Source organism: Cedecea sp. (assembly GCF_036500665.1).
Taxonomy (GTDB): Bacteria; Pseudomonadota; Gammaproteobacteria; order Enterobacterales; family Enterobacteriaceae; genus Cedecea.
Genome location: NZ_DASYBS010000096.1, coordinates 42,673 through 58,805, shown reverse-complemented (window position 1 = coordinate 58,805; position 16,133 = coordinate 42,673). Strand labels below are relative to the sequence as shown.

At 55.1% G+C, this 16,133-nt stretch carries 15 protein-coding genes; all 15 read right to left on the bottom strand.

The features are described 5' to 3' along the window. Positions 1-6: 6 nt before the first annotated feature. The 15 genes from cheA to flgE all read right to left on the bottom strand — a co-directional run bounded on the left by cheA (position 7) and on the right by flgE (position 16,125). Complete coding sequence (gene cheA / locus VGM55_RS15190; RefSeq protein WP_154188214.1) at positions 7-1,971, bottom strand: chemotaxis protein CheA; 1,965 nt, start codon at positions 1,969-1,971, stop codon at positions 7-9. Continuing rightward, positions 1,958-2,866, bottom strand: a complete 909-nt coding sequence (gene motB / locus VGM55_RS15185; protein ID WP_154188213.1) for a flagellar motor protein MotB — start codon at positions 2,864-2,866, stop codon at positions 1,958-1,960. Before motB ends, cheA begins: the two co-directional genes overlap by 14 nt. Next, positions 2,866-3,756, bottom strand: coding sequence for a flagellar motor stator protein MotA (motA, locus tag VGM55_RS15180; protein ID WP_331635930.1), 891 nt, complete (start codon positions 3,754-3,756; stop codon positions 2,866-2,868). The genes motB and motA overlap by 1 nt, the downstream gene beginning before the upstream one ends. An 83-nt stretch (positions 3,757-3,839) precedes the next feature. Next, complete coding sequence (gene flhC / locus VGM55_RS15175) at positions 3,840-4,427, bottom strand: flagellar transcriptional regulator FlhC (RefSeq protein WP_154188211.1); 588 nt, start codon at positions 4,425-4,427, stop codon at positions 3,840-3,842. Position 4,428: 1 nt separating this feature from the next. Beyond that, positions 4,429-4,779, bottom strand: a complete 351-nt coding sequence (flhD, locus tag VGM55_RS15170; RefSeq protein WP_331635929.1) for a flagellar transcriptional regulator FlhD — start codon at positions 4,777-4,779, stop codon at positions 4,429-4,431. 437 nt (positions 4,780-5,216) lie between these two features. Continuing rightward, on the bottom strand, positions 5,217-5,936 hold the full coding sequence (gene fliA, locus VGM55_RS15165; RefSeq protein WP_331635927.1) for an RNA polymerase sigma factor FliA: 720 nt from the start codon (positions 5,934-5,936) through the stop codon (positions 5,217-5,219). Between the two features lie 172 nt (positions 5,937-6,108). Continuing rightward, positions 6,109-7,749, bottom strand: a complete 1,641-nt coding sequence (locus VGM55_RS15160; RefSeq protein ID WP_331635926.1) for a methyl-accepting chemotaxis protein — start codon at positions 7,747-7,749, stop codon at positions 6,109-6,111. Positions 7,750-7,846: 97 nt separating this feature from the next. Then, positions 7,847-8,755, bottom strand: coding sequence for a flagellar hook-associated protein FlgL (gene flgL, locus VGM55_RS15155; protein WP_154188208.1), 909 nt, complete (start codon positions 8,753-8,755; stop codon positions 7,847-7,849). 31 nt (positions 8,756-8,786) lie between these two features. Continuing rightward, entirely contained in the window at positions 8,787-10,424 is a 1,638-nt protein-coding gene (flgK, locus tag VGM55_RS15150) for a flagellar hook-associated protein FlgK (protein WP_154188207.1), read from the bottom strand. Positions 10,425-10,516: 92 nt separating this feature from the next. After that, a complete protein-coding gene (gene flgJ, locus VGM55_RS15145; protein WP_331635925.1) occupies positions 10,517-11,458 on the bottom strand; it encodes a flagellar assembly peptidoglycan hydrolase FlgJ in 942 nt (313 codons plus the stop codon). Next, on the bottom strand, positions 11,458-12,525 hold the full coding sequence (locus tag VGM55_RS15140) for a flagellar basal body P-ring protein FlgI (RefSeq protein WP_414648280.1): 1,068 nt from the start codon (positions 12,523-12,525) through the stop codon (positions 11,458-11,460). The genes flgJ and VGM55_RS15140 overlap by 1 nt, the downstream gene beginning before the upstream one ends. Positions 12,526-12,580: 55 nt before the next feature. Continuing rightward, positions 12,581-13,288, bottom strand: coding sequence for a flagellar basal body L-ring protein FlgH (locus VGM55_RS15135; RefSeq protein WP_154188204.1), 708 nt, complete (start codon positions 13,286-13,288; stop codon positions 12,581-12,583). Positions 13,289-13,345: 57 nt separating this feature from the next. After that, the gene (flgG, locus tag VGM55_RS15130; RefSeq protein ID WP_154188203.1) at positions 13,346-14,128 is read right to left on the bottom strand and encodes a flagellar basal-body rod protein FlgG; all 783 of its coding nucleotides are present in this window, start codon (positions 14,126-14,128) and stop codon (positions 13,346-13,348) included. Between the two features lie 20 nt (positions 14,129-14,148). Then, entirely contained in the window at positions 14,149-14,886 is a 738-nt protein-coding gene (locus VGM55_RS15125) for a flagellar basal body rod protein FlgF (protein WP_154188325.1), read from the bottom strand. Between the two features lie 12 nt (positions 14,887-14,898). Further along, positions 14,899-16,125 (bottom strand): flagellar hook protein FlgE, encoded by a 1,227-nt coding sequence (gene flgE, locus VGM55_RS15120; protein ID WP_154188202.1) that lies wholly within the window; start codon positions 16,123-16,125, stop codon positions 14,899-14,901. Between the last annotated feature and the right edge of the window lie 8 nt (positions 16,126-16,133).

The following is a 16,133-nucleotide window of genomic DNA, read 5'->3' as shown; positions in this document are numbered from 1 at the left end:
ATTTCCTTATGCGCTTGCCAACAGGCCAGAGGTTTCTTGTGACCGACTGTTCATTGTTGCCAGAGCCACTACGTCAAGAATCAGCGCCACGCTGCCGTCACCAAGAATCGTGGCCGCCGACACGCCGGGAACCTTGCAGTAGTTGTGCTCGAGATTTTTCACCACCACCTGATGCTGACCAATGAGTTGGTCAACCCATAGCGCGTAGCGGCAGCCAGCGCTCTGGACAATAACGATGATGCCGTCGTCTTCACCGGCGGCTCCCGCCACATCAAACGACTCGCGTAACCGCATCAGCGGCAGGTATTCACCTCGCACCTGCAGCAGTTTCTTTTCTCCGGCAAAACTGTTCAGCATCTCATCCGTAGGCTTCAGGGATTCCATCACCACGTTCAGTGGCAGCACGTAAATTTCATCCCCCACTTTGACCGACATACCGTCGAGAATGGCGAGCGTGAGCGGCAGAATAATACGAATAGTGGTGCCCAAATCTTTGGCGGACTGCACTTCGACATGGCCGCCCATCGCCAGAATATTTCGCCGCACCACGTCCATACCCACCCCGCGCCCGGAGACGTCGGTCACGTTCTCGGCGGTGGAGAAACCGGCGGCAAAAATAAGCATCCACACTTCATCATCGCTGGCGGTATCGCTCAGTTGCGAGCCGCGTGAGCGAGCCTTAGCCAGCAGTTTCTCCCGGTTCAGGCCGGCGCCGTCATCTGTCACCTCAATGATAATGTTGCCGCCGTGGTGCTCGGCGGATAGCGTCAGGTTGCCCCTGGCCGTTTTCCCTTTGGCTACGCGCTCTTCCTTCGACTCAATGCCGTGGTCAAGGCTGTTGCGCACCAAATGTGTCAGCGGGTCAATAATGCGTTCAATCAGTCCCTTATCCAGCTCGGCCGACCCACCTTTAAGCGTCAGCTCAACCTCTTTATTCAGGCGCGTGCCCAAATCCCGCACCAGCCGAGGGAAGCGGCTGAAAACGTAATCCATCGGCATCATGCGGATAGACATCACCGATTCCTGCAGCTCGCGCGCGTTACGCTCAAGCTGGGCCACGCTGCTTAACAGCATGCCATACTGGGTGGGATCAAGCTGGCGGGTCAGCTGGGAGAACATCGCCTGAGTGATGATAAGCTCGCCCACCTGGTTAATGATCTGGTCAACCTTCTCTACCGCCACGCGAATATTCCCGGACTCCGTCGCTGCGGCCTTTTTCGGCGCGGCAGGTAACGTCGGGGCGACAGGGGGTTTAGCAGGCTCGGCGGCAACCATGTCAGGAACGCCCGGCGTTGCGTCCGCCGGGCGAATAATTATCTGGTCTTCATTCAGCACAAAGCACAGCACCGCGATAATGTCGTCGGCGGAAACGGTACTTTCAAGCTCCACCTTAAGTTCATCCGCACAGGATTCATGGCGGATGATGTCCCCCAGGTTCCCCAGCTCTTCGCGCATTTGGGCCTGTTCATCAGGCTTTAAGTCCCGGAGCAGCACGGTGAGCTTTTGGTTCGCGACAACAGGCTTAGGCAGTTGGGGAACCGGCGCAATCGCAATCGCCCTCGCTAACTGCTCAACCGGATCAAGCTCTTGTGGCTGTTCAATCTGCCTGAGCGCCGCGCTGATATAGCGAAACCGCTCTTCATCCGGCTCCTCAGAGGCCTCGTAGGCCGCCAGCTGCAGCTGCATAATGTCTTTGCTTTCGAGGAACAGGTTGATCATCTCGCTGGTCAGCTTCATTTCGCCATTGCGGGCGTTATCCAGCAGGTTTTCCAGCAGATGAGTGGTTTCTTGCAGCACGCTAAATCCAAACGTGCCCGCCCCACCTTTTAGAGAATGTGCGGCACGGAAAATGGCATTTAGCTCTTCCGGATCGGGTGATGAGATATCGAGGTCCAACAGATGCTGTTCCATTTCCTCAAGCAATTCCCCGGCCTCGGCAAAGAACACCTGGGAAAAATCATTCACGTCCATCGCTATCTTCCTCTACAACCCTTACCTCGGTTCCCTCCGGCAGCGGAACATCCGGCCGCTGGAGAACGGTATTTTCATCACGGATCTGCTGCTCTTTCGGCTTACTCAGCACCAGGAGACTAATGCGGCGGTTCATCGGATTATCCGGCGTAATATTGGCAAGCCCCATACGGCTGCCGGTGCCGATGACCCGCAGAAAGCGCTCGTCGTCCAACCCGGCTTTTACCAGCACGCGACGCGCTGCGTTGGCACGCCCGGCAGAAAGTTCCCAGTTGCTGTAGCCGCGGTTACCGCCCGCATAGGGCAGTGAATCGGTGTGCCCGGTCAGGCTGATTGGGTTAGGTAATTCGTTGAGCAGCGGCACCAGCGCTTGCAGAATACCGTTCATATACCCTTCCGGCAGCTCGCTGCCGACCTTGAACATCGGGCGCTCCTGGCTATCCGTTATCTGGATCATCAACCCGTCGTTCGTTAACGTCAGCAGCAAGTTCGATTTAAAATTGCTAAGCCGGGGATCGGTTTCAATCATCTGCTCCAGCCGCTCTTTGGCCCGCTTCAGACTCTGAATGTTTTTGTGCTTATCCAGCTGGTTTAGCTGGCGTTTCCACACTTCACCGTCCTGCTTCATAGCGTCATCGCCACCACCCGGGATCACGCTGTCGCTAAGGCTTGTTTTGTTCCCCTGGCTTAGGGCGGGTTTGAGCGGCATGCGGAAATAATCGGCAATCATTTCGCGCTTCATGTCGCTGGACGTCGACAGCAGCCACATCACCAGAAAGAAGGCCATCATCGCGGTCATAAAGTCCGCGTAGGCAATCTTCCACGTCCCGCCGTGATGGGCGTGCTTTTTCCGCTTTCGCTTACGCGAAATAATAACTGGCGCCGCGTCTTTCATTACGCCGCTTCCTGTCTGCTTTTGATGCTGGCACTGGATTTCACTTCACGGACGTGATTTTCCAGTTCGTCAAAGGATGGGCGCTCGCTGTTGTAGATAGTCTTACGGCCAAATTCAACGGCAATTTGCGGCGCATAGCCATTAAGGCTGGAGAGCAATGTCACCTTGATGCACTGCAAAATTTTCACCTGATCGCTGCTCTTCTGGCGCAGCAGCGTGGCCAGCGGCAACACGAAGCCGTAAGCAATTAAAATCCCGAGGAAGGTGCCGACCATTGCGTGGGCAATCAGCATACCCAGCTCCGCCGCAGGGCGATCGGCGGCGGCCAGGGCGTTCACAACGCCCATCACCGCCGCAACAATACCAAACGCGGGAAAAGCATCGCCCAGGGTATTGAGGCTGTTGGCCGGGACTTCCAGCTCTTCTTCACAGGTTTCAATCTCTTCGTCCATCAGCGCTTCGATTTCATGCACATTCATGCTGCCGCTTATCATTAAGCGGAAGTAGTCGAGAACGAAGTTGATCAGGCTCGGGTCAGAAAGCAGGCGTGGGTAAGCGGAAAAAATGTCGCTACTTGCGGGGTCTTCTATATCCTTTTCCAGCGACATCAGGCCATTCACGCGGCTTTTTGACAGCAGCAGAAAAAGCAACGCCATCAAATCCATGTACACCGCTTTGTTATAGCGTCTGCCGATGAATAATCTGACCACCGCCTTACCGGTTGCCTTCAGGGACTTTGCGTTGTTGCCGACGATAAATGCCCCAACGCCGGCACCGCCGATAATCAACAGCTCCACCGGCTGAAACAGCGAGGCAAGGTTCCCGCCGGAAATAACAAAGCCGCCAAAGACGGTTCCGATGACCACAAGATAGCCGATAATAACTAACACACTGACTCCTTCTTTACTCAATAACCGACCCCGGCGTCAGTGCCGGGGTCGCGTTGTGCCATCTCGTGGGCAATGCCGGTCCATCAGGCAGAGGCGGCAAGCGCCTCCTGCTGCTGGGAGAAAGCGTTAAAATAGTCCTGGCTGCTGACCTGGGATTTTTTAAACGCGCGCGAAGGCGGGCTACACAGGCTGCAGGTAAACGGGTTTTTGATGTATTCGGTGGTGATGACAAATCCGCCTTTACAGACGTTGCAGGTTTTCTGAGAAACAATGCCGCAATCAATAAAACGCAATAACGTCCAGGCGCGTGTTAATCCTAATACCGGCTTTTCATTGGAGCGCGGATAACATTGCTCCATATACAAGCGGTAGGCTTTCATCATTGTCTCTATCGTGCGCATCGGCTGCGTCTTCTTTAAATAGAGAAAAGTGTTATAGAACATTGACGAATGAATATTCTGTTCCCAGGACATAAACCAGTCCTCGGAAAAGGGCAGCATACCTTTTGGTGGCGGGCAACCACGCAGCTCTTTATATAAACGCAGCAGGCGACGACGGCTTAATGACGTTTCTGATTCTAATACCTGCATACGCGCGCCGAGCTTAATAAGCTCCATCGCAATATTAACTTCGTGAATTTCTTCCAACAGGCTTTTATCTTTATCGCACATATTAAGCCCCTCCCGCTGCGGCAGTATTTTGCTCGCACAGCGCATTGAGTAAATTTGTCGACAGGATGATGCCGGTATGAATTTGCTGCAGAGCTTCAATACGTGAATCTTTTGTCAGGCTTTCAATAACCACTTCATCGTCAACCCGCAGACGGCAAATTAACTGGTTGGTCGAAGCCAACTTCATTAACTGCGGCAATGATAAATCCTTCAGGTTCTCAATTGACCCTTCCGACAGCCCCAAGCGAAAACCTGCGGAAAATTTATCCTTACGAATAAGCTGCTGGGCCAGTAATAGATAAGACAGGTTGATATCGTGGATGCTTTGCAGATGCTCATCAAAATTTGACATAAAGATTCTCTCATTTTATCAGTCAAAATCAGGAATGTGGTGATGCGTTACCGCATTCATCACATTATTATGTATGAAGCCGATGCAGAGAACTTTTGGGATTGATATCGACCTTTCTCTCTCTTTTAACGGGCTGAGAAAGAACGCCTTACCATCCGACGTCAATGCCAAAAAATAGCTGCATCAAAATGTGCATAAAGCATAACCACAGGTTTTTTACGCCACAACCACTCGGACTTTCCCTTGCGGCACAAAAACCACCTATCTCATTGATTAAAATCAATATTAACGAAAGTTAAATATTCTTAAATGTCAATAATTTAATATTAAAGCAATCGGCAGAAATAATGTTAACTCTGCTGGTGTTTCAGACATTTGCCTTTGTTATTTTCTATAGGTTAATTTCAAAAACAAAATTAGCATTTTAAAAACATAGTTTATTCATCATCCATGCGCGCACGCAGACGTTTTATTGCCAGGCTATGTAACTGGCTTACGCGTGTTTCTGTCAAACCTAACACCAGACCAATTTCTTTCATATTCAGATCCTGCTGATAGTAGAGTTGCAGGATCCTTTGTTCACGCTCAGGGATATAAGCCACATGTTCGCTGATTTTATCGAGCAGATTTTCCTGCACCGTATCATTCAGTGGGTTTAGCCTTTCATGACTGTCATCGATATTTTCATAGGCGTCTGCATATTGTTCCTGCAGCTCATCCAGAGAGTAAATCTGGCTAACGTTGGTTTCTGCCAGTAAATGCTGAAACTCTTTCAACGAGACATCCATGCGCTCAGCAATATCGGCCTCAGACGCTGAACCATTTTTCTCCTGCTCTATTTTATGAATCACTCTGGCCATTTCACGCGCCTGGGTGCGAATTCGTCTGGGCACCCAGTCGCGCTCACGTAATTCATCCATTAGCGCCCAGCGCACTCGCTGGCTAATCCACGCGCTTAACGACACGCCTTTTTTGGGGTCAAACTGGTCTATGGCACTTAAAAATCCTAATGCGCCCGCCTGAATTAAATCATCAAGCTCAACGCTTGCCGGCAACCGTTTTTGCAGGCGAAGCGCTTCCTGGCGCACGATATACTTATACCTGGACCACAGACCCGTTTTATCCTCAATTCCTTCGGAAGTATAAATACCACTCACGATGCTCTTCCAGCCAACAATACCAACCAGAATTATCCGAGCAAAATGGCTATTCAAATAGTGCAATAAGCCGCTAAAAAAATGCGCAATCTATAACTTCAGCGGCCTCATCGCTCTCACTAATATTATTAACGACAATAAATAACGCTATTATTACCGGTAATACAGGCGATTAAAAAGTCTGCCACTCGTCATTATCAGCGGTGGCTTTTGCAGACGCCCAGTGGCGAGCCGTTCTTCCGACAACGCCCGGCTTTGCAGCAATCTTTGCCGACTCATCAAGCACAAACTTCGCCACCAGATTTTCCAGCACGTCGGACTGTCTTTCCAGTTCACTCGCCGCCGCGGCCGCCTCTTCGACCATCGCCGCGTTCTGCTGCGTAACCAGATCCATTTCATTCACGGCCTGGGAAATCTGATTAATCCCGGCGCTTTGCTCGTCAGAAGCGGAGGCAATTTCGCCCATAATTTCGGTCACCTGAGAGACCGAGCTGACAATGCCGTGCATTACCGCGCTGGTCTGCAGCACCTGGCGGGAACCGCTTTCCATCGTGGTAACACAGGTATTGATAAGCTGATTAATCTCTTTTGCCGCCTCGGCGCTACGCTTGGCCAGGCTACGAACTTCCTCTGCCACCACGGCAAAACCACGCCCCTGCTCCCCGGCACGCGCGGCTTCCACCGCGGCGTTAAGCGCCAGGATATTCGTTTGGTTAGCAATACTGTCGATGACGCCGTTGATTTCGGCTATTAGATGCGAGCTCACGGTGATTTGCTGCATGATCTGCTCAAGGCACTGCATCTGCTCGCCGCCTTCACGGGCGTTCGTGCTGGCGCTTTCTGCCAGCCCGCGGGCGGTGTGGGCGTTGTCCGCGTTTTGGCGTACCGTAGTTTTAATCTCTTCCATGCTGGCCGCCGTTTCCTGCAGCGCCGAAGCCTGCTGCTCGGTACGGGAAGAGAGGTCGCTATTCCCGCTGGAAATCTCACGGGCGTTTTTATGGATGGTCATTACCCCGCCGCTGATGCCGGATACCGTTGCGGTCAGCGCAACGCGCATCTGCTCCAGCTCTTTAAGCATCACGCCAATTTCATTCTCCGCGCCCACGGCCACCGGGCGGCTAAGGTCGCCATTGGCAATGGTTTTTAGCGAGGCGGTAGTCTCGTTCAGTCGCTTCACCAGCGTCTGTCGCAGCCAGTAACGCACGGCAAACAGCATCATCAGCCCTAAAATAAATACCGCGCTGCCAAACACAATCATTGCACGGTAGTCACGCTCCGCCTCTTCCACAAACAGCCCGTTGTTTTTCCCTGTGACGCTGGAGAACGCCTCAATGCTTTCCCTGACTAACTTGCGATGCGCCAGTTCGTCATCAATACCCGGGAAACCCGCCTCTGGGTTATTGAAGGCATCCAGTTTAGCGGCCGTTATCTTATAAAGATTTTCAAACGCAACGCTGGCGTTCTCCGCCGCCGCCTTTCCTTCCTGAGAGTTAAACGGCGTGGACATGAATTCACGCATCTCTTTACGCGCCATATTCAGAATGTTCCGGGTATTATCAAACATCTCCGGCGTCACCACGTGCCCAAGGTTACGCTCCAGCATCAGCGCATTAATACGGGCCAGGGCGGAGTTAATATTGTAAGCGGCATCGCGCAGCTGAATATTATTTTCACCGGCGACTAAAATACGGTTAAAGTTTTTATTATTCGAAGTGCTGTTATAAATGGAGTAAGCGCTGGTCACCAGCAGGGCGAAGGCAAAGCTGCCGATCACCAGCGAAATTGCGGTGTAGATCTTTAGGTTCTTAAACATAATTTACATGGGAAAACCTGACGATAAATAACGCATCGCCAGGCCTTAGCCGTCCTGAGTAATAGAAGAGAAACCGTTTTACCCGTGTATTAAAGACTTAGCGGGTAAAAATATTCATTTTCTGCATTGCCTGAAACACCATCATCGATGCGTTCAGCGAGAATTCCGCCATTTTCGAATCGGTGATGACGCCAATTTGGGTCCCGTAATCGGAGCCGACGGCGCTTTGCAGCTGCTGGATAATGGCAAGACGCTCATTGTCGCCTTTTGAATCCAGCTCAATCAGCTGCTGAAGATTGGTGCCCAACTCGGCCTGAACCTTCCCCAGACGATTAATGCCTTCGTCGACCGCAAGGCTTGCCGCGCTAAGCGCAGCACGAAGATCGTCATCTACCGGCCCGCCTCTGTTCAGTTCGGTGATAGCTTGATCCAGCGCGGCAAAGAGATCGGTCGCCGTAGCGCTGCCGAAAATCTCGCTACCCAGATGACCGGTTTGCATCACGTTGCCCTGTGCAACGGTTTGGGTAATGGCTTCGTTGCCGCCCTGATAGACGCCGTTTTCGTCAAACGGCGCGGTCCCGGATTTAAAACCGGAGAAGATATGGCGCCCGCTGCCGTCGCGGCTATTGGCCAGGTCGAGCAGGTTTTTACGGATGCCGTCCAGCTCCGTCGCCAGCGCCTTACGATCCTCTTCCGACATGGTTTCGGTCTTGGCCGCGACAATCTTCTGGCTAAGATTTTTGGTCATCAGGTTGCCCATTGAGCTGAGCGTGGAGTCCGCCATCTCCATTGAGCCGCGGGCGGCAGAGCGGGCGCTGGCGTACAGCTCCATCTTGGCCAGCGCATCCTGATACATCACCGCATTGGCGGCGGCGCCCGGATTGTCAGAGGCGGAGAGCAGGGTTTTTCCCGCCGACAGGCGCATGTAGGCGTCGTTATTTTCGCCAATTCGCCGGGACATGCTGTCAATGCTCTGTTTGAACATATATTGAGTACTTAAACGCATTTTTTATCCTCTCGTCGTCATCACGGACGTCTTATCGAAGTGACAGAAGGGTGTCGAACATTGTGTTTGCCACCTCTATAATTTGAGCATTTGCGTTGTAGTAGTTGCTAAACATCTGCAGGTTCATCACCTCTTCGTTAAGGTCAACGCCCGCGGTTGCCTGCCACTTAAACTCCAGTTCTTTGTGCACCGCGCTGGTTGCCTCAAAATCGACCTGCAGCGCATTCATTGATGAACCCACGCGGCTGACCAGCGTAGAATAGGCCTCGGTGAGCGTCGCGTTGCCAACAAGCTTCTCATTCTGAATATCCAGCAGCAGCAGCAGGTTTTTATTGTTCTTTTCTTCGGTCGGGTCATTACTGTCGGATGCCGCAATCGCCTCACCGCTGGTAATCACGGTGCTTAGCCCCTCCGCCACACCCGCGGTCGGGTTCATTTTGAAGCTGTCACCCGCCTGCGGATTGCCGCTGGTACGAACGGTAAGCCCATCAAATTCCAGCTCGCCCATTGGATTAACGGAGTGGGGAACTACGTGTCCGTCCGCGCCTTTGACTTCCCAGGTATTGCCGTTAAAGCTGATGGTGTAGTCTTGGGCTTTCACGTTGGAATACTGACCGCTGAAACGAGGCGATAAACTGCCATCACCGGCGTTATTGCGGTTGGCAATAGCCTGAGGGTCTGGAATTTTGAACAAATCGCCGCCGGGATTGCCATTCTGATCGAAACCTTTCTGGTTAACCTCGTTAAAGCGGGCGGCCATTTGCAACGCAATCTGGTTAACGTCGTTGCGCGCGTCCACCAGGTCTTCGTTACGGAACTTAAACAGCCCGCCCAGCGTACCGCCGGTGATACGATCTTCGTTTAACGGCGTGGCATTGCCGCTGGCGTCAACGTAAGACACGATGGTCTGGTTAGGGTCGGACGGGGAAACCGAGGCTTCCATTTTGTACGCCCGGTCGCCGCTAACCAACGGGCGACCGTCAGCCAGCGTCACATCCATGCGTCCGGTTTCAATATTTTCACTCACCCGAATGCCGATCTGGCCGCTCAGTTTCCCGACCAGTGCATCGCGGGTATCCAGCAAATCTAAAGGCGGTGTACCGCCCTGCGCGCTGATTTTCTCGATCTGCATGTTCAGTCGCGCCAGCTGCTCGGTACTGCTGTTGATGTCAGCCACGCTCTGTTCAATCTTGAGGTTTGTGCTCTTTTCAAGCCCTGTCAGGCGCTTGCTGCTGGTATTAAACTGATTAGTCAGAGAGCTAAGTTTGTTGTAGGCGGCCTGGCGCGCAGACGGCGCGCTTGGGTCGTCGCTAAGCCCTTTTAAGGCGCTGAAGAAGCCGTTCAGGGAAACCGACGGGTTCGACTCGCTGTCGCCCAGCATGTTGTCAATTTCGCTGAACAGCTCATAGCGGCTGCTCATCCCCGCAAGCGTGGTCGATGTGCCGCGCAGTTGGTTATTGATAAACGCGTCGTAGCCGCGCTGAACGCCGTTCACCTGTACGCCGTAGCCATAAAAACCGTTGTTGGTTACCAGCCCCCCGGCCTCTCTCAGAATGATATCGCGGCGGCTGTAGCCCGGCGTCATACCGTTGCTCAGGTTGCCACCAATCACGTTTATTGCCGCCTGCGCCGACGTCAGGCCCGATTTTGCTAAATTGTACAGGTTCATAATTTACCAACGCATAGTGTGAAATCCTGGCCGGCCTTTCCGGGCAGGAGAATAAAGCCTTCTGGTTACTTCATCGGTGGTTAAAAAATTCACTAAAATATTTTTGTCAGATCGGTCTGGTATGCCTGCACGCTCTGCTGAATATTGCCCTTCACCTTCTGAATGATGGTGATGAGCTTCTTCGCATACGCGGGATCGGTCGCGTAGCCGCCGGCCTGCAAAGCGTGAGCGCCCTGCTCAGGGGAGGCCGATTTCACTACGTGCTGGTAACGAGGGTTGTTTTTTAGCAGGCGGGTATAGTCGGCCAGCGCCTCACCGTAGGAGTCATAAACCCTGAATGCCGCCTTCACCTTGCGTTTCTCGCCGTTGATAAACTCGGTGGTGGTGATTTCGGTGGTTTTGCCCTGCCAGTCGCCGGTAGCCTTAATGCCGAACAGGTTGTGGCTGGGTTTCCCCTCGCCGGTAAGAATCTCCCGCTTGCCCCAGCCGGATTCCAGCGCCGCCTGCGCCAGAATCAAGTGTGGGTGAATGCCGCTTTGCTGAGCGGCCTGCAGCGCAGGGCGCAGCATACGGGTAATAAACGGGCTGGAACGGTCGCCGACCACCGGTGCCGTGCTGACCTCCGGAGGGCCGGGCTTCGGCTCGCTAAACCCCGTGGGCGGAGCGCTGTAAGCGCCCGCTAAGGCGTAAGGTGACGCTCCCGGCGCGGAAATCGATCCCCCGGTTTCAGCCGCCTCTCCGCCCATTTGCCTGACGATCATCTCCGCAAACCCCAGCTGCCCTTTTTGGGCAAACTCCTGGGAGATCTGCTGATCGTACATTGAGGTGTACATTTCCGACGCCTGGCTGTCGAACAGCCCGTCCTTGAAGCTGGCGTCGCGCATGCTTTTAACCATCATCTGCACGAAGATACCTTCCAGTTGCTGCGCCGCCTGTTTGAGAGCGTGGGGCGAATTCTGGGTGGCATCGCGTTTCAGTGTCTCCAACGAGCGAACATCAAACGCTGCGCTGCTCATCTTATCGAACGCGCCCATCAGTTGGTCTCCAGCTTCGCCCGCAGGCAGCCCGCGCTTTTCATCGCCTGCAAAATTGACATCAGCTCGTTCGGGGTCGCGCCAAGGTTATTCAGCGCATGCACCACGTTGTTGAGGTCCGCGCTACCGCGCACCTGCTGCAGCGAGCCGCCACGGTCGCGTACCGAAATATCCGTCTGCGGAACCACCACGGTTTCGCCGCCGCCGAAAGGCGTATCGGGCTGGCTGATAACGTTATTCTGCGTGACTTCTACGGTCAGCGAGCCGTGCGCTACCGCGCAGCTGTCCAGCGAAACGTGGCGGTTGATGACCACCGACCCGGTGCGGGAATTCACTACCACTTTTGCATCCTGCACGTTTACGCTAAGCGGGATGTCCTGAACATTGGCCAGGAAGCGCACGCGTGAGGGACCGTCTGCCGGGGCAAACAGGCGTACCGTACGGGCATCCTCCGGTACTGCCGCCCCGCCGCTGTAGCGGCTGTTGATGGCATCGCTAATCTGCTGCGCCAGCGAAAAATCACTTTCGTTGAGCTGCAAACGCATCACACTCTGGCTGGCAAAATCATTCGGGACCTCACGCTCAACCGTTGCGCCACCGCCGATGCGTCCGCCGTTAAGCTGGTTCACCTGCACCCGGCTGCCGCCGGCCTGCGCGCCCGCACCAGAAATCAGCACGTTGCCCTGAGCGAGCGCGTAGACCTGGTTATCCACACCCTTAAGCGGCGTCATCAGCAGCGTACCGCCGCGCAGGCTCTTCGCGTTGCCAAGCGAGGAGACCACAATGTCGATTTTGTCCCCGGAGCGGGCAAACGGCGGCAGCTCAGCGGTTACCATCACCGCCGCGATGTTTTTCAGCTGCATATTGGTGCCCTGCGGCACGGCGATACCAAGCTGCGACAGCATATTGCTCAGGCTCTGTCCGGTAAACGGCGCCTGCATCGTCTGGTCACCGGTACCGTCCAGCCCCACCACCAGGCCATAGCCCATCAGCGAGTTACCGCGCACGCCCTGTACGGTAGTCAGGTCGCGAATGCGCTCCGCATGGCTCACTTTCGGCAGCATCATGGCGTAGAGCGCGATGCTGAGGAAAAACAGAATAAATTCTTTTCTAAAAGTCATATTAAAAAGGTGCCAGATTCAGGAACAGACGCTGGAGCCAGCCCATGTTCTGCGCTTCATTGATGTAACCGTTGCCAACGTATTCAATACGTGCATCGGCGACCTGCGTGGAGGAGACGGTGTTACTGCCGCTGATCGTTCTGGGGTTAACCACCCCGGAAAAACGAATGAACTCGGTGCCCTGATTGATGGCGATTTGCTTCTCACCCACCACCTGCAGGTTGCCGTTTGGCAAAAGCGCATTCACCGTCACAGTAATGGTCCCGGTGAAGGTGTTACGCGCCGCCGCGCCGCCTTTGCCGGAAAAATCAGACTTGCCGCTGGCGTCAAAGTCAGCGCCACCGCTACCCAACCAGCCGCCTACCGGCATGGCATCCAGCCCCAGACCAGCCGATCCGTTGCGGTTGGCGCTGGCCGACGAGCTTTTGCTGGCGCTCACGTTCTCCTGCAGCAGAATGGTCAGCGTGTCGCCAATGTTGCGCGGGCGGCGGTCCTCAAACATCGGCTGATAGCCATAGTTCATGGCCTGCCCGGTTTGAAACAACGAACCGCTGGGGCCCGTGGCGGCCAGCGGTATGGGTGCCGCCGTGGTCGCCCCCTGCACCAGCGGCTGGTGCATTATCTGCGCGCAGCCGCTTAACAGAAGCGCCCCGCTCAGAAGGGTAAAGGCACGTAAAACGCGCGGTGTCATAGCCAAAGAGTTGTTCATGTTTTTTACGATCAAACTGTCAGTGGCCTGCCGGGCTGCCCCGGCAGGCTGGGAGGGTTACAGCTGGGAAAGTCGCTGCAGCATCTGGTCGGAAGTCGACACGGCCTTGCTGTTAATTTCGTAGGCTCGCTGCACCTGAATCATCGTCACCAGCTCCTCCGCCACGTTAACGTTGGAGGTTTCGATGTATCGGTGCTTCAGGCGCCCCGCGCCATCCATACCCGGCGTGGCTTCATTTGGCGCACCTGAGGCCTGAGTTTCGCGGTACAGGTTGCCGCCAATGCTTTCCAAACCGGAGTCATTGATAAAGGTCGCCAGCGTCAGCTGGCCAATTTGCTGAGGCAGCGCCTGCCCCGGCACGGTCACGCTGACGATACCGTCTTCACCGACGGTCACCGTCTGTGCGTCCGGTGGAATGGTCAGGCCCGGCTGCACAGGGTTGCCGCTTGAATCAACGATTTGCCCGTTTTCGTTAGGCTTGAACGAGCCGTCGCGGGTATAGGCCGTGGTGCCGTCCGGTAACTGGATCTGGAAGAAGCCTTTGCCCTGAATCGCCACGTTATATTCGTTGCCCGTTTCGTTCATCTGCCCCTGGGTATGCATGCGCTCGGTAGACACCGCGCTCACGCCGGTACCCAGCTGTAAACCGGTCGGCAGCGTGGTTTGCTCGGACGCCTGGGCACCCGGCTGACGCATGGTCTGGTAAAGCAGATCCTGGAATACCGCACGCTGGCGCTTAAAGCCGTTGGTGCTGACGTTCGCCAGGTTGTTGGAAATCACGTCCATGTTGGTCTGCTGCGCTTCCAGACCGGTTTTTGCAATCCATAAAGAGCGGATCATTCGTTTTCTCCTGCCGGGGCTTAGCCCAGGCTCAGTAGCTGATTAGCCTGCTTCGCGTTTTCATCCGCGGTGCGAACGACTTTCATGTTCATTTCGAACCCGCGGGCGTTGGCTATCATGTCGGCCATCGCTTTCACCGGGCTGACGTTGCTGCCTTCCAGCGCTTCCGGGCTCAGGCGCATATCCTGATCGACAGGCAGCACGCCGCCCAGCGCCGGGCGAAACAGCCCTTCGTCGCCGTGAACCAGATCCTGCATCGCGGCGTTAACCATTTTTAAGCGGCCCACCGCCACTACGGCGTCAGGCTCATCGCCCGCGCCCAGCGCCGTCAACGTGCCGTCCGGTGCAATGGTGATGCTGGACTGCGGTGGCACCACGATCTGCTCACCGTCGCCCATCACCGGGAAACCGTTGATGCTGAGCGCCCCTTCGCTGTCCACCTGTATCGCCCCGTTTCGGGTATAGGCTTCGCCACCGTCGGGCGTTGCCACGGCTAACCAGCCGTCCTGCGGCATCGCTACGTCCAGGCTGCGCCCGGTGTGGTTTACCGGCCCCATGGTGTTGTCGTGAAACGGCGTGGATTCGGCCACCAGGGCGCGTGTCGCATGGGTGTCCCCGGCAATCGGCACCGCACGGAATGCGGCCAGCTGCGAACGAAAACCGCTGGTAGAGCTGTTGGCGAGGTTATTGGAGGTCACAGCCTGGCGGTTAAGCGCCGCGTTGGCGGCGCTCATGGCGGTATAAATTGCGCGATCCATCATCTACCGCCGTTAACGCAGGTTAACCAGAGTCTGCAACAGCTCGGACTGGGTCTTGATGGTCTGAGAGTTGGACTGGTAGTTACGCTGGTAGACGATCATATTGACCATCTCACCGCCAAGGTCGACGTTGGAGTTTTCCAGCGCATAGCCGGTCAACGATCCCAGGCTACCGCTGCCCGGGGCTCCAACAACCGGGCTGCCGGACTGCGGGGTTTCAATCCAGGTGTTGCCGCCGTTCTGCTGCAGGCCACCGAGGCTGGCAAAATTCGCCAGCGCCACCTGGGCCAGCGTCTGCTTCTCGCCGTTATCGTAATTAGCCACGATCTCGCCCTTATCGCTGATGACGTAGCCAATAAACTGCCCTAACGCCTGGCCGTTGAGCTGAAACTTGTCAGTGGTGGATTCATCCGCGGCAACCTGAGTCATCTTAGAGAGATCCATCTCCAGCCTCAGCGCGTCAGCACCGTTATGGCGTGAACCTTCGAGGGAAAACTTACCGTCGCTGGTCATTTTGCCGTCCGCGCCAAAGACCAGGTCAATATCTTTGTATACCGGCTCAGGGTCAGGTGGTGCCGTCATCTGAGGCGCGGTGCTATCTATCGCCTTTGCGGTCCAATTGTTATCGGCGGTCTTGATAAAATAAACCGTGATAGTGTGCTTGTTGCCCTGGCTGTCATAGGCTTCGCTTTGGGTGCTGAAGCTGTAGGTTTCCGGCTTGGTCGCGTCGAATTCGTCTGGATCAAGATTCTCCGCGCCGGAGCGCAGGTTACCCCTCAACTCCCCGCTGGTAGAGGCCTGCGGCAACATCGGCGACTTATCAATTTTGATCGGGCCAAGCGGCGCGCCTGGCAACACAGTGCGTGGCGTGCCGGTCGCCTCATAGCCGGTCAGGAACAGGTTGTTCGTCGAGTTAAACAGGTTGCCGTCTTTATCTTCATCAAACTGGCCGTTACGGCTGTAGTAGGCCTGCCCGGCGGCGTCCACCAGACGGAAGAAGCCGTTACCGGTGATCCTCATATCCAGATTGCGCCCGGAGTTTGTCTGCCCACCGTCGCCGAAGTTCTGGTTGGTACCCGCAACCTGCACCCCCATCCCCTGCGCACCGGCAAAGATGTCGGCAAAGCCCACGGAGCCGGATTTAAAACCGTAGGTCTGGGAGTTGGCGATGTTGTGACCAACGGTATCTAACGCTTTTGCGGCAGCGTTCAGGCCGCTCAGGCCTTGTGAAAAGCTCATAATAGTTT

What these genes read in the sequence shown, in the direction of transcription:
- cheA (WP_154188214.1), bottom strand. Translation starts at nt 1,971, where the DNA reads ATGGACGTGAATGATTTTTCCCAGGTGTTCTTTGCCGAGGCCGGGGAA.
- motB (WP_154188213.1), bottom strand. Translation starts at nt 2,866, where the DNA reads ATGAAAGACGCGGCGCCAGTTATTATTTCGCGTAAGCGAAAGCGGAAA.
- flhC (WP_154188211.1), bottom strand. Translation starts at nt 4,427, where the DNA reads ATGTGCGATAAAGATAAAAGCCTGTTGGAAGAAATTCACGAAGTTAAT.
- flhD (WP_331635929.1), bottom strand. Translation starts at nt 4,779, where the DNA reads ATGTCAAATTTTGATGAGCATCTGCAAAGCATCCACGATATCAACCTG.
- VGM55_RS15160 (WP_331635926.1), bottom strand. Translation starts at nt 7,749, where the DNA reads ATGTTTAAGAACCTAAAGATCTACACCGCAATTTCGCTGGTGATCGGC.
- flgL (WP_154188208.1), bottom strand. Translation starts at nt 8,755, where the DNA reads ATGCGTTTAAGTACTCAATATATGTTCAAACAGAGCATTGACAGCATG.
- flgK (WP_154188207.1), bottom strand. Translation starts at nt 10,424, where the DNA reads ATGAACCTGTACAATTTAGCAAAATCGGGCCTGACGTCGGCGCAGGCG.
- flgJ (WP_331635925.1), bottom strand. Translation starts at nt 11,458, where the DNA reads ATGGGCGCGTTCGATAAGATGAGCAGCGCAGCGTTTGATGTTCGCTCG.
- VGM55_RS15140 (WP_414648280.1), bottom strand. Translation starts at nt 12,525, where the DNA reads ATGATGCTGCCGAAAGTGAGCCATGCGGAGCGCATTCGCGACCTGACT.
- VGM55_RS15135 (WP_154188204.1), bottom strand. Translation starts at nt 13,288, where the DNA reads ATGAACAACTCTTTGGCTATGACACCGCGCGTTTTACGTGCCTTTACC.
- flgG (WP_154188203.1), bottom strand. Translation starts at nt 14,128, where the DNA reads ATGATCCGCTCTTTATGGATTGCAAAAACCGGTCTGGAAGCGCAGCAG.
- VGM55_RS15125 (WP_154188325.1), bottom strand. Translation starts at nt 14,886, where the DNA reads ATGGATCGCGCAATTTATACCGCCATGAGCGCCGCCAACGCGGCGCTT.
- flgE (WP_154188202.1), bottom strand. Translation starts at nt 16,125, where the DNA reads ATGAGCTTTTCACAAGGCCTGAGCGGCCTGAACGCTGCCGCAAAAGCG.